Source organism: Gordonia sp. CPCC 205515 (genome assembly GCF_048537925.1).
GTDB lineage: Bacteria > Actinomycetota > Actinomycetes > Mycobacteriales > Mycobacteriaceae > Gordonia.
Genome location: NZ_JBCLVJ010000022.1, coordinates 1 through 12,642, shown reverse-complemented (window position 1 = coordinate 12,642; position 12,642 = coordinate 1). Strand labels below are relative to the sequence as shown.

The window sequence follows — 12,642 nt, the reverse complement described above, 5'->3', positions numbered from 1 at the left end:
ATGGCCGACCAGCACACCCACGGCCACGGCACCCACGCCCACGCGCCGGCCGGCGACATCGACATCGCCGAATGGGCGATGCGCTTCGACCTGCTGTCCGATCCGCATCGACTCGAGATCCTCACGGTGCTGCACCGCAATCCAGGTATCATCGTCGGCGATCTAGCGGTGGCCGTAGGTCGCACGGAAACCGCTGTGTCCCAAGCTCTTCGGGTTCTCAGGCACCAGGGGTGGGTCACCTCCACCCGGGTCGGCCGGTCGGTGAGCTACCGACTCGACGACGACACCGTGCACGATCTCCTGCATTGGATAGGCGCCGGTCACCAGGAGTAGTGCCGTCGACCTGACCTTACGGACAGTCTGACTACTCAACCATCTGAATATGTGGACAGATGAGTGTGACAGTCCTAACGTTGCGGCATGCCCACCACGATGACGACCACTCCGGTCGCGATGCATATGAGCGACGGCATCATCAATGCGCCGACCTCGCTGATCTTCGGTCTGGTCGCCTTCGCCGGACTGGCGTTCTGTGTGTGGCGGGCGCGGACCGACCTCGACGAGAAGACCGTCCCGATGGCGGGCCTGGTCGCCGCCTTCATCTTTGCCGTGCAGATGATCAACTTCCCGATCCTGCCCGGCGTCAGCGGGCATCTGCTCGGCGGTGCGTTGGCTGCGATCCTGGTGGGGCCGTACACCGGAGCGCTGTGTATCGCGATCGTCCTCGTGGTGCAGTCGCTGCTGTTCGCTGACGGCGGGGTCACCGCCCTCGGCGCCAACATCACCAACATGGCGCTGATCTCCACCTTCGTCGGCTACCTCGTCGCCGTTCTCGGTTACCGCCTGATCGTGCGCGACTCGAGTTCGGTCCGCAGGCTCGGCGTCGTTGGCTTCCTGGCCGCGCTCTGCGGCACCGTCGCGGCATCCACCGGCTTCGTCATCGAGTACGCCATCGGTGGGGCGGCGACCGAATCACTGGGCACAGTGGCTGCCTATATGTGGGGGACCCACGCGCTCATCGGCATCGGCGAGGGCGTGATCACCGCGATCACCGTGATGGCCGTCGCCCGCAACCGGCCCGACCTCGTCTATCTGCTGCGAACCCAACGTGCACAGGCCACCCAGTCGGCATCGAACGGAGCCTTCGCATGAGCACCGCGACCACCGGATCGGGCCGAATCTCGCGCAAGACCTTCTTCATCCTCTTCGGCGTCGCCGCCCTGCTCATCGCCGGCATCGTGTCGTACGCGGCCAGTTCCTCGCCGGACGGGCTGGATTCGGCCACTCTGCGCGGCTGCGAGCAGGTCATGGTCAACGGGACCGAGGAGCTGCAGGGCGACTGCATCGCCCAGCACGCCACCGATCATGCGATGGCCTCCTCGCCGCTGGCCGACTACTCGATACGTGGCGTCGGCTACACCAACGGAATCGCCGGCGTCATCGGGGTGCTGGTCACCCTGGCGGTGGCCGGTGGCCTGTTCTGGTTGATCGCGTCGCGACGACGCGACCCCGGTGACCGCTCAGCGTCCGACGCCGGTCACTGAGCGATGGGAGCCGGACACGCTCACCCGCTGTACCGGATCGGTGATTCGGTGGTGCACCGCGCGCCGGCCGAGGTGAAGCTGGTCTGCCTGGTGGTGTTCGTCTTCGCGGTCGTCGCCACACCCCGGGAGATGTTCTGGCCGTACGCGCTCTACGCAGTCATTCTTCTGGGGGTCTGGCGCCTCGGTGACCTGCCCCTGCGGTGGATTCTGCCGCGGATGCTGATCGAGGCGCCGTTCGTGGTGCTCGCGGTCTTGCTGCCGTTTGCCGAAGGTGGTGCGCGGGTGGAGGTTGCGGGCCTGTCGCTCTCGGTGAGTGGGCTCTACGCGGCCTGGGGCATCATCATCAAGGGCACCCTGGGCGTTGCGGCCTCGCTGACCTTCGCCGCGACCACTCCGGCGCGCGAGCTGCCACTCGCCCTGACCCGGCTTGGCGTCCCGGCAACGGTGACCCCGATCATCGTGATGATGCTGCGCTACACGGATCTCCTGTCCGCGGAGATCCGTCGTATGCACATCGCCCGACTCGCCCGCGGTGACTCCCCGCGCATGATGCATCAGGCGGGGGCGATCGCCAAGGGTGTCGGCGCACTCTTCCTCCGGTCCTACGAACGCGGGGAGCGGGTACACCTGGCGATGGCCTCGCGCGGATTCACCGGTGCGATCCCGGAGATGCCGGGAGTGGCGACCGCGGCCCGCGCGACGACCGCCCAATGGGTGACCGTCGCAACGCCGGCGATGCTGGCGGTCACCGTCGCGATCATTGCCTGGGGAACACGATGACCAACGACTCGGTCCACCCTGCGGTCCCGGCTGTCGAGGTCGCCGACGTGCGCTATACCTATCCGGACGGGCACGTGGCGCTCGACGGGGTCGACCTGACCGTGCATCCGGGGGAGCGGGTGGCCCTGCTCGGGCCGAACGGGGCCGGCAAGACAACGCTCATGCTGCACCTCAACGGGGTGCTGCTGCCCACGTCGGGGGAGGTCCGCATCCACGGCAGGCCCGTGGACAAACGCTCTCTGCGCGACATTCGACGCCAGGTCGGCCTGGTGTTCCAGGACCCCGACGACCAACTCTTCATGCCCACCCTGGCCGAGGACGTCGCCTTCGGGCCGGCCAACTTCGGCGTCACCGGAGATGAGCTGGTGCAACGGGTCGACGACGCGTTGTCGACCGTCGGCATGTCCGATCAGGCTCAGCGCAGTCCGCATCACCTGTCCGGCGGTCAGCGCCGACGAGGTGCCTTGGCCAGCGTATTGGCTTGTCGCCCCGACGTTCTCGTGCTCGACGAGCCGTCGGCCAACCTCGATCCGGTGGCCCGGCGGGAACTCGCCGAGACCTTGCTCGGACTGCGGACGACCATGCTCGTCGTGACGCACGATCTGCCCTATGCGGCGCAACTGTGCGACCGCGCGGTGATCATCGACGCCGGACGGGTGGTGGCCGACGGGCCCATCCTCGACGTCCTCGCCGACGCCGACACCCTGGCCCGGCACCGCCTCGAGTTGCCCTGGGGTTTCGACGTCGCCGCGATGGCTCGCCGATCCGGCCATTAGACCGGGGAACCTGTCCGATCGGACAGGTGTCAACCTATCCTCCGGCTAGATGTTGGGCCACCAACGGACGGTTAGCCTCCCGAGATCTGTTGCCGCCGAGTGTGACGCGCGTAACGTCCGAACTGCCCACCACCGACGTAGAGGTGCGCAGCCGCGCACAGGAGGACAGTCATCATGCAGGTTGACGAGCTACTGAAGCCGTTCCCCATCAAGGAGTTTCACCCGTTCCCGCGGGCGATGATGGGGCCCGGCGCACATGAGATGATCGGCCCGGAGGCGCTCAAGCTCGGGTTCAAGAAGACCCTGGTGATGACCACCGGTCTGCGCGGCAGCGACACCGTCCACAAGATCGTGGAGTCCTGCAAGTACCACGGCCTCGAGGTCGTGCTGTTCGATCAGGTCGAGTCCAATCCCAAGGACTACAACGTGATGGACGCCGTCTCGTTGTACCAGTCCGAACAGTGCGACTCGTTCATCTCCATCGGTGGCGGCTCGGCGCACGACGCCTGCAAGGGTGCCCGCATCTCGGTCGCCCACGACGGCCGCAACGTCAACGAGTTCGAGGGCTTCAACAAGAGCGAGAACCCCAAGAATCCGCCGCACATCGCGGTGTCCACCACCGCAGGCACCGGGTCGGAGACCTCCTGGGCCTACGTCATCACCGACACCACCACCGACCCCGACAAGCCGCACAAGTACGTCGCGTTCGATGACGCCGCGGTGACCACCCTGGCGATCGACGACCCGGTCCTCTACTACGATTGCCCGGTCGCCTACACCGCGCAGTGCGGCTTCGACGTCCTCGCGCACGCCTCCGAGCCCTACGTCTCGCGCCTGAACTTCCCGCCGTCGATGGGTAACGCCCTCTACGCGGTGAAGATGACCGCCGAGAACCTGCGTGAAGCCACCTGGAACCCGACCGACCTGAAGGGTCGCGAGGGCATGATGTACGCGCAATACATTGCGGCACAGGCATTCAACTCGGGCGGCCTAGGCATCATCCACTCGATCAGCCACGCGGTGTCGGCGTTCTTCGACACCCACCACGGCCTGAACAACGCGATCGCCCTGCCGCGCGTGTGGGCGTTCAACATGCCCACGATGTACGAGCGCTTCGCCGACATGGCGCAGGCGATGGGTGTCGACACCCACGGCATGACCAAGGTGCAGGCCGCCGACGCCGCGCTCGAAGCCGCCATCCGGCTGCTGCGTGACGTGGGCATCGTCGAGCGCTTCGCGGACGTCAAGCAGGACACCTACCCGAAGAACCGCCTCGGCGAGGGACCGACCAAGTTCTACGAGAACCGCAAGGAGATCACCACCGACGCGGCGACCATCGACGCGCTCACCAACCACGTCCTGGGCGACGCGTGCACCCCCGGCAACCCCAAGGAGTGCACCTTCGAAACCGTCCGCCCCGTCGTCGAACACTGCGTGAACGGCGACCTGGACGAGCTGATCTCGTAGCAACGAAAGTTGCTACGCGAGACGGCGGATGGCGGACCCACTGCCCCCAATCGGGTCCGCCATCCGCTTCACCCGCTTCCTCCGCTGATCGAGTAAGGAGCCGAGCTTGCGAGGCACCGCATCCTTTCCCGCTGATCGAGTAAGGAGCCGAGCTTGCGAGGCACCGCATCGAGATCACCAGTAGACGATATGAATCAGCACCGCAACGAACCGGAGACCTCGAAATGTCCGTGCACCTCGTCGATGATGACGACATGACCGAGACCGCACCGAACGACGAACCGCAATTCGACGACGTCGCCGACGTCATCGACAAGTTCGCTGACGCAGGCTATCTGGCCGACCAGCGGCTCGCGACCACCGTGTTCCTGCAGAGTCGACTCGGTAAACCGATCCTGCTCGAGGGTCCCGCCGGCGTCGGTAAGACCCAGCTGGCCAAAACCCTCGCGGAGGTCACCGGTCGAGAACTGTTGCGGCTGCAGTGCTACGAAGGACAAGACGAGACCACCGCACTCTATGAATGGGACTACGGCAAGCAGCTGCTCTACACGCAGGTGTTGCGGGAGAAGATCAGTCAGGTCGTCGCCGACGCTGCGACCCTGTCCGAGGCCGTTGACCGCATCGGCAACGAGGAGAGCGTCTTCTTCTCCGAACGCTTCCTCGCGCCGCGGCCGCTGCTGGAAGCCGTGCGATCCGAGCGCCCGGTGGTGCTGCTCGTCGACGAGGTCGACCGCGCCGACGAGGCGCTCGAGGCGGTGCTGCTCGAGCTGCTGGCCGAATATCAGGTCTCGGTGCCCGAGATCGGCACGTTCGTCGCCACCCACCAGCCGATGATCGTGTTGACCTCCAACAACACCCGCGACCTGTCGGCCGCGCTCAAACGCCGCTGCCTGCACCTGTCCCTGGATTACCCGGACGCGGCCCGCGAACTCGAGATCATCAAGTCGAAGAACACCGGACTGTCGGAGACGCTGGCAGCCAAGCTCGTCGAGATCGTTCGCGGACTGCGGGAACTCGATCTGCGCAAGGCGCCGTCGATTTCCGAAGCCATCGACTGGGCACGCACCCTCGCGGTGCTCGGCGCAGCCGACCTCGACGCCGAGATCCTGTCGCAGACCGCGAATGTCGTCGTCAAGTACGATCGTGACCTCACCCGCGCCATCGATGCCATCCCGCGCCTGGTCGACCCGAATGCCGAAGTCCCGCAACACCTTCATTCCCACGGACATGACCACGGGCACTCGCACTCGCACGGGCCGCACAGCCACACCCACGACGATCACGATCACGATCATGACCACGATCACGACCACTCGGGGAAGGCCAAGCGGGCCGCCAAGGACGAGCCCGGCCGACATGCCGACGAGTACTACGGCTCGCCGGGGGCCAAGAGCGACGCGGGTACCCGGTCGGTGAGCGCCACCCAGGGCAGCCGATCGTTCAATCGCGGCGGTCGCGGCGCCAAAAAGCGTCCGTTCTGAGCGGGTCGGCATGGAAGGGGCTGTGCACCGGTTCGTCCGGCTACTGCGCTTACACGGAATCCGCATCGGCGTCTCCGAGGCGATGGATGCGATGCGGGCCGCGGCGACCGCCGAGATCCTCGGCGACCGTGACCTGCTGCGTTCGGCACTCGAGGTGTGTCTGATCAAGGACCGGCGCGACGAGGACACCTTCAACGAGGTCTTCGACAAGTTCTTCGGGTTGCGTGCGGTGGTGGAAACCGAAGATGGACACGGACATTCACACACCCACGACGACCTTTCGGACATGGGTGAACTCGACGAGTACACGCTGTCCGACGAGGTCAGCGAGACGCCGCAGCAAGGCCATAGCCACGGCCCGCCGTCGAACATCCGGCAGTACTTCGACCCGGAGGATCTCGCCGAGCAATACAACCTGCACCAGGAGGCCAACAAGCTCGACATGGCGTCGCTGACCGACGAGATCGTGCTCAGTGCGGACGAGGTGCCGAACTCGGAGGCCGCCGCCCGCGTCCAGCTGACCGTGTCGCGGCTGCACAACCCGGGTCGTCCCGGAGATCTGGTGAGCGCCAATGCGACCCAGCTCGACGCCGAACTATCGGTGGCGCAGGAGATGATGCTGCTCGATTGGCTCGATGACGCCGAGGGCACCGGGCCGCAGCCCGACGCCGATGAACTCGCGGCGTTGCGCAGCGCGTTGGCCGGCCTGCTCGACGGACTGCCGGAGAAGCTGCGCGATCATCTCGAGCAGCTGATGGCCACCGACCACGAACTCGAGGGCCGGGAGATCAAGGCGTCGGTGCGCGACGTGATCCACGAGCACGAGCGGGCCAGCCTGGAGGACTCGATCCGACGACTGATCCGCAGCCTGCACGGCGCTCCCCGCGCCCGCCGCAAGCTCGCAGCGCGCGGCACGGTCGACGCCGCGCGGACCATGCGGGCCAACCTGCGCTACGACGGAGTTCCGTTCCGGCCCATCACCGTTGCCAAGGTCACCGACCGTCCGAGTCTGCTGCTGCTCACCGATGTCTCGCTGTCGGTGCGCCCGGCGGCGCGGTTCACCCTGCAACTCGTGCACGGTCTGCAGAGCATGGTCGCCCACGTCCGGTCGTTCGCCTTCGTATCCGATCTCGTCGAGATCACCGACCTGTTCGCCGAGCATCAGCCGGAAGAGGCGCTCTCGCTGGTGGTGTCGGGGCTACCGGCCGGGGGCGTGCTCGACACCGACGCCGACTCGGACTACGGCAACGCGCTCGGTACGTTCCTGGAGGAGTTCGGCGGGGCGGTCAATCGGCGGACCACCGTCATCATCCTGGGCGACGGTCGCAACAACGGCCGCGACCCCAACCTCGCCGCGTTCGAGGAGATCACCCGGCGCGCCCGGGAGACCATCTGGATCACCCCCGAACCCCGTTATTCGTGGGGTTTGGGCTCGTGCGATCTGCCGGCCTACGCGACGCTGTGCGACCGGGTGCATGTCGTGCATGACCTCAGCGCACTCGAGCAGGTCTCGGTCGATTCGATCACCGCGTGACGGAGACGTTTCCGCGTAGGATCGCGGCAGAAACCCGCCCGGGGCAGGGCGTGGAAGGCAGGTGAGGTGACGTGCGGACGGATGCGGTGGGCACGAGCGCCCGCACCGGGGTGCGGATCGCGAAGTTCCACACGCCCGAGGTCATCATCGGTTCCGGATCGCTCGCCGAGGTGCCGCGGGCGGCAGCGGGATTGGGCGTCGACCGACTGCTGATCGTCTCCGATCGCCGCATCATGGCCACCCCGTGGTTCGGTGAACTCGCCGATCGGCTCCGCGCGGCCGATCTGCACGTCTACTCGTTCACCGGGGTGTCGGCCAACCCGCGCGCCCCGGAGGTCGCCGCGGGGCTCGAGCACTACGAGATGTCCCGCTGCGACGGCATCGTGGCGCTCGGCGGCGGCTCGGTCATCGACGCCGCCAAGGGGGTGGCGATCCTGGCCGCCAACGGTGGGCACATCCTCGAGTACGAGGGCATCGACCGCGCTCGCCGTCCGTTGCCCCCGCTGATCGCGGCACCCACCACGGCCGGCAGCGGGTCCGACGTTTCCCAGTTCTGCATCATCAACGACATCGATCGGCAGACCAAGGTCACCATCATCGGCCGCGGTCTGGTGCCCAACGTGTCGGTGATCGATCCGCGGCTACTGGCGACCCAGACCCCCGAGGTCGTCGCGCAATCCGGCATGGACGCGATCACCCACTGCATCGAGGCGTACGCATCGGTGGCGCACAGCCGGCTCACCGATCGTGCTGCGCTGTCGGCGATCGGCACCGCCTGGCGCAGCATCGAACGGCTCGTCGACAATCCCGGCGACGCCGACGCCGGGCTCGACATGGCACACGCCGCGCTGGAGGCCGGGATGGCCTTCACCAACGCGATTCTCGGTGCGACACACGCGATGAGCCACCCGGTGGGAGGTCTGGTCGACGCCCCGCACGGTGCGATCAACGCGGTCTTGCTGCCACACGTCATCCGCTTCAATGCCGAACTGGACCCGCGCCCCTACGTCGAACTCGCGACCGCCGTCGGAGTCGCCGACGCCGGTTCCGGTCGGGCCACCGCCGACCGGTTCGCCGACCACGTCGCTGACCTGTCGCGGCGGGTGGGTCTCCCGGGTTCGCTTGCGCCGCTGGGAGTTCGGACCGACGACCTGGATACGCTCACCGCCCACGCGCTGGCCGACGCGTGCATGACGACCAATCCGCGGCAGCCGACCGCCGCCGACGTGGCGCGCATCTACCGTGAGGCCCTGTGACCATGAGCCACGCCGAGATGAACCCGAATCCGGCTCCATCCGTCGAACTCGCCGACGACTCGGGGCAACTGGACTCGTTGCTGGGGCTGCATTCGGTCAAGGGCTCGCACTACGCCCAGTATCGGGGCGTCGAACAACGACTGACCCGTGTCGTCGACGCCTTGGACCGGATCTCTCGGGCGCTCGTGCAGACCGCGGAGGGTCCCGAGACCCTGGTGCTGTCGGTGGTGCGGGCAGTACAGGAACATCTCGACGCCGAATGGGTCGTCTTCGCGTTGTGCGACGGCGAACTGGAGCGCACCGGACCACGGCATCTCATGATGGACCGCGACGGCACCATCTACGCGTTCGAGGGGGCACAGCGGGCACGTACGCCCAGCCATCTGCCCGACCAGGTTCTCAACCGGCTCAACGACATTTTGCGCAACCAGATGAGTCGGCTCGTCCGTCCGGTCGTCGACGATCACCACCTGTACGTTCCGCTGCACCTCGACGGACGAGTCGTGGGCGGGGTGTCGGCCTGGACGCCGGAGCACAAGAAGGTCGACTCCGCCGATCTCGTGGTGATGCGCATCCTGGCGCGGCAGGCCGCGGTGGCCCTGCTGAACGCAGCGCTCCTCGAGGAGAGTCGGGTCCAGCTCGCGCGCGCGGAGGACGCCTACGCGAAGGCCTCCGACCAGGCCACCGACCTGGCCGCCCGCAACGTGGAACTCGAACAGACTCAGCGCGAATTGTCGGCGGCCATGCGTCAGCGGCTGGTCACCGACGAACGGGAACGGATCGCCCGCGAACTCCACGACTCGGTCACCCAGTCGGTGCTGTCGGCCGGCATGCAGATCGAGGTGTGCCGGATGGAATCCGATCCGGCCACCGCCGAACGGCTCGAGGTCGCCGGCCGCCTCACCCGCGATGCCGTCGAACAGCTCCGGTCGGTGATCTATGCACTGAATCAGTCGCCGTCGGTCAGCGAACTCTCCCTCGGCGAGGTGCTCGACGGACTGTGTTCCATGCACATGCCTGCCGACCTCGCGACCGAGGTGCGCATCGTCGGCCGACCGCGCGACCTGCCCGACGACGTGCAGCACGCGGTGCTGCGGATCGCGGGCGAGGCGCTGTTCAATGCCGCGGTGCACGCCGAGGCGTCGTCGGCCCGCATCACCCTGGCCTACGGCGACGACGAGGTCTCGCTCTCGGTCGACGACAACGGATCCGGCGATCCCGCCCACATGCGACGGGTCATGCGGGCGGCGATGCTCGGTGATCTCGCCGGTCGGCACCGCGGGCTGGCGAACATGAACACCCGTACCGAGGAACTCGGCGGGACGCTACGGATACGACGATCGCGGCTCGGCGGTGTGCGTATCGCCGTGGAGATCCCGGTCGATGGCGATGCGACCACGAACCGACTGGTTGCCGCGAGCAAGAAGGGGGACCAGTGACATGAGCGCTCCGGACACCACGGCGGTACGGACCATGCTGGTCGACGACCATGCTCTACTGCGGGAGGGCATCCGCTCGCTGCTCGACAGAGAATCGACAATTTCTGTTGTGGGCGAAGCGGATTCATACGACGCTGCGCTCGCCGAGGTCATGCGCTGCCGACCCGACGTGGTGGTCGTCGACCTGAAACTCACCGCAGGCACCGAGTACGAGGGACTCCGGCTGATCAGTGAGATCGCCGCCCGCCACCCGAGTGTCTCCTCGCTGGTGCTCACCACCTTTCTCGACGATGACCTCGTCGTTCGTGCCGTGAAGGCCGGGGCCCGTGGGTACGTGGTCAAGGACGTCGACACCACCGAGCTCGTCCGGGCCATCCAGTCGGTGTCCGGCGGCGGCAGCGCCTTCGATCCACGCAGTGCGGCCATCGTGCTCCGTACGGTCTCGGGTGACAGCGACGGACCGGAGGCATTGACCGACCGCGAGCGTGAGGTGCTGCGTCTACTCGCAGATGGCATGTCCAACAAGCGAATCGGACAGACGCTCTACATCTCCGAGTCCACCGTGAAGTTCCACATCCGCAACATCATCCGCAAGCTCGGTGTCTCGAAACGCACCGACGCGGTGTACATCGCGAGCAAGCGCGGGTTGATCTAGACCCCCGATGTCGATCGAGTAGTCCGAGCGAGCTCGCGAGCCCGGACGTATCGCGATTACCTGTCATGCAGGCGTGAGCACCAGCCATCCGCCGTGATCGGTGAAGACCTCCGCGCCGTCGTGCTCGACCCGGCTCGCCCATCGGTGCAGGTCGGACTCGGTCAAGCGGAGCAGATGCCCGTAGTGCTCACTGGGCTGGTCCTCGAACGGAACCGCTACGACCACCAGTTCACGCGCGACCCGGAGGGCTTCGCCGATCGCCTGGATCGCGGCATCCTCCTCCAAGTGCTCCAGTAGGTGAATGAGGGTCACCGTGTCCACCGAGTTGTCGAGAAACGGCAGGTCGGTGGCATCGCCGACGACGGCGTTCACCGGAGTACCGCGACGCAGCGCATGCCTGGTCAGATGTTCGATCGCGCCCGGTGTGATGTCGCAGGCGCTGACCGGATGCCCGTCCTCGGTGAACTGCAGAGCGAGGAAACCGAAGCAGCATCCCACCTCCAGGATGGTGCCCCGGACCAGGGAACGCGCCCGTCGATGAATTGGACTGAAGGGCGATCCGCCGGCGCGCAGTTCGCCGACGGAGTTGTCGTAGAACGCCGCCCAGCCCTGCTCGGCGGTATCGCCAGACGAGGCGATGACCTGTACAGCGGCTGTCTCGAATGCGTTCTGACCGGCCAAGACCCCGGAGAGCACCAGGGGAGTGATGGCGTCGATCATCGTCGAATCGCTGATAGACGACGTATCCAGCGTGTGGGAGATCTCGAGGACGTCGTCCTCTCGCGACCAGGTGACGGCGCGCTCCGGCGGTGGACAGCCGGCCGACGACGATCGACGGACCACTATCTGGCGCGGCGGTCGCGCTGACTCGATCGTGCTCACCCTCTGACGGTAGGACGCAGGGACGGTGGCCGTAACTGATCGATCAGATCGGATGGGCTGTCCAAACGGATGGGATAGGACATGGCGCAGATCACAGTTGGGTACGACCGTCCCATTCCGACGCTTTTCCGGCTTTCGGTGGGCGCCGAAAGCCCGGTGACCTGGGAGTTCTGCGCGAGGGTCTGACGCTGACCTGGCGATTTGCGTTCGTGTGGCGGTGTGCGTAGTTTTCTTCGAGTCAGCGCGCCACGGCGCCGCCCCGGACGCACCGCATCGAGCTTGATCTGCGGGAATGTGGGGAAGGGAAACCGGGTTGACGTTGACCGCCCCTGATGGATCGACCGGGTAGCTTCGTGCGCCGGGACAGAGTAGTTGTGGGTGTTGGCTCTACGGAGTGGTTCGAAACGTGAAGTTGCGAACCGCGAACAGGGCCTGGTAGGCTGGAAGAGTTGCGCCGGGGACGGCCAACTATTCCAATCAGAACGTAAAGTCTGCTGGTGAACGCCTCTTTGTGGGGACGTATCGGTGGGTGTGTGTTCGTTGAGAACTCGATAGTGTGTGACATATTGTCTGATGCCATTAGTTTTGGCATCGTGTGTCCATGTTTTGTGGATATGGATGATTTTTGTTTTTGTGGCATCTGCCCTTTGTGGGGTGGGTGTTGCTAGTTTTTGTTTGGTCAGGTTTTTGTCTCTCTGGCTGAGATTGTGTTGAAAATGCTGGCTGTTGCCGGCTGTTTTCAGTGTTTTTTCATGGAGAGTTTGATCCTGGCTCAGGACGAACGCTGGCGGCGTGCTTAACACATGCAAGTCGAACGGAAAGGCCCGC

General features: G+C 66.0%; 12 protein-coding genes and 1 rRNA gene. 12 read left to right on the top strand and 1 reads right to left on the bottom strand.

Features of this window, described 5'->3' with window-relative positions; genetic code table 11:
• The 11 genes from AAFP30_RS26760 to AAFP30_RS26710 all read left to right on the top strand — a co-directional run bounded on the left by AAFP30_RS26760 (nucleotide 1) and on the right by AAFP30_RS26710 (nucleotide 10,932).
• Nucleotides 1–333, top strand: a complete 333-nt coding sequence (locus AAFP30_RS26760; protein WP_419233097.1) for an ArsR/SmtB family transcription factor — start codon at nucleotides 1–3, stop codon at nucleotides 331–333.
• A gap of 99 nt (nucleotides 334–432) precedes the next feature.
• Entirely contained in the window at nucleotides 433–1,152 is a 720-nt protein-coding gene (locus tag AAFP30_RS26755; protein ID WP_419233160.1) for an energy-coupling factor ABC transporter permease, read from the top strand.
• Nucleotides 1,149–1,544, top strand: coding sequence for a PDGLE domain-containing protein (locus AAFP30_RS26750; RefSeq protein WP_419233096.1), 396 nt, complete (start codon nucleotides 1,149–1,151; stop codon nucleotides 1,542–1,544). The genes AAFP30_RS26755 and AAFP30_RS26750 overlap by 4 nt, the downstream gene beginning before the upstream one ends.
• A 3-nt stretch (nucleotides 1,545–1,547) precedes the next feature.
• Nucleotides 1,548–2,324, top strand: coding sequence for a cobalt ECF transporter T component CbiQ (gene cbiQ, locus AAFP30_RS26745; RefSeq protein WP_419233095.1), 777 nt, complete (start codon nucleotides 1,548–1,550; stop codon nucleotides 2,322–2,324).
• Nucleotides 2,321–3,100 carry an energy-coupling factor ABC transporter ATP-binding protein gene (locus AAFP30_RS26740; RefSeq protein ID WP_419233094.1) on the top strand — a complete coding sequence of 260 codons (780 nt, stop codon included), beginning with the start codon at nucleotides 2,321–2,323 and terminating at the stop codon, nucleotides 3,098–3,100. Before cbiQ ends, AAFP30_RS26740 begins: the two co-directional genes overlap by 4 nt.
• 174 nt (nucleotides 3,101–3,274) lie before the next feature.
• On the top strand, nucleotides 3,275–4,567 hold the full coding sequence (mdo, locus tag AAFP30_RS26735) for an NDMA-dependent methanol dehydrogenase (protein ID WP_419233093.1): 1,293 nt from the start codon (nucleotides 3,275–3,277) through the stop codon (nucleotides 4,565–4,567).
• Between the two features lie 224 nt (nucleotides 4,568–4,791).
• A complete protein-coding gene (locus tag AAFP30_RS26730) occupies nucleotides 4,792–6,048 on the top strand; it encodes an AAA family ATPase (RefSeq protein WP_419233092.1) in 1,257 nt (418 codons plus the stop codon).
• 10 nt (nucleotides 6,049–6,058) lie between these two features.
• The gene (locus AAFP30_RS26725) at nucleotides 6,059–7,582 is read left to right on the top strand and encodes a VWA domain-containing protein (RefSeq protein WP_419233091.1); all 1,524 of its coding nucleotides are present in this window, start codon (nucleotides 6,059–6,061) and stop codon (nucleotides 7,580–7,582) included.
• 71 nt (nucleotides 7,583–7,653) lie between these two features.
• Nucleotides 7,654–8,838 carry an iron-containing alcohol dehydrogenase gene (locus AAFP30_RS26720; RefSeq protein ID WP_419233090.1) on the top strand — a complete coding sequence of 395 codons (1,185 nt, stop codon included), beginning with the start codon at nucleotides 7,654–7,656 and terminating at the stop codon, nucleotides 8,836–8,838.
• 17 nt (nucleotides 8,839–8,855) lie between these two features.
• Nucleotides 8,856–10,277: a MadS family sensor histidine kinase gene (locus AAFP30_RS26715; RefSeq protein WP_419233159.1), complete on the top strand. Its 1,422-nt coding sequence runs from the start codon at nucleotides 8,856–8,858 to the stop codon at nucleotides 10,275–10,277.
• Nucleotide 10,278: 1 nt separating this feature from the next.
• Nucleotides 10,279–10,932 carry a MadR family response regulator transcription factor gene (locus AAFP30_RS26710; RefSeq protein ID WP_419233089.1) on the top strand — a complete coding sequence of 218 codons (654 nt, stop codon included), beginning with the start codon at nucleotides 10,279–10,281 and terminating at the stop codon, nucleotides 10,930–10,932.
• Between the two features lie 63 nt (nucleotides 10,933–10,995).
• Here the strand turns inward: AAFP30_RS26710 and mftM are convergent, their stop codons facing one another.
• A complete protein-coding gene (gene mftM / locus AAFP30_RS26705) occupies nucleotides 10,996–11,814 on the bottom strand; it encodes a mycofactocin oligosaccharide methyltransferase MftM (RefSeq protein WP_419233088.1) in 819 nt (272 codons plus the stop codon).
• Nucleotides 11,815–12,563: 749 nt separating this feature from the next.
• On the opposite strand from mftM, the gene AAFP30_RS26700 reads away from it, so the two are divergent.
• Nucleotides 12,564–12,642, top strand: a 16S ribosomal RNA gene (locus AAFP30_RS26700); the annotation flags it as partial.

Coding starts and splice junctions, on each gene's coding strand:
- AAFP30_RS26715 (WP_419233159.1), top strand. CDS start 8,856: ATGAACCCGAATCCGGCTCCATCCGTCGAACTCGCCGACGACTCGGGG.
- AAFP30_RS26750 (WP_419233096.1), top strand. CDS start 1,149: ATGAGCACCGCGACCACCGGATCGGGCCGAATCTCGCGCAAGACCTTC.
- cbiQ (WP_419233095.1), top strand. CDS start 1,548: ATGGGAGCCGGACACGCTCACCCGCTGTACCGGATCGGTGATTCGGTG.
- mdo (WP_419233093.1), top strand. CDS start 3,275: ATGCAGGTTGACGAGCTACTGAAGCCGTTCCCCATCAAGGAGTTTCAC.
- AAFP30_RS26760 (WP_419233097.1), top strand. CDS start 1: ATGGCCGACCAGCACACCCACGGCCACGGCACCCACGCCCACGCGCCG.
- AAFP30_RS26725 (WP_419233091.1), top strand. CDS start 6,059: ATGGAAGGGGCTGTGCACCGGTTCGTCCGGCTACTGCGCTTACACGGA.
- AAFP30_RS26730 (WP_419233092.1), top strand. CDS start 4,792: ATGTCCGTGCACCTCGTCGATGATGACGACATGACCGAGACCGCACCG.
- AAFP30_RS26755 (WP_419233160.1), top strand. CDS start 433: ATGACGACCACTCCGGTCGCGATGCATATGAGCGACGGCATCATCAAT.
- AAFP30_RS26710 (WP_419233089.1), top strand. CDS start 10,279: ATGAGCGCTCCGGACACCACGGCGGTACGGACCATGCTGGTCGACGAC.
- AAFP30_RS26740 (WP_419233094.1), top strand. CDS start 2,321: ATGACCAACGACTCGGTCCACCCTGCGGTCCCGGCTGTCGAGGTCGCC.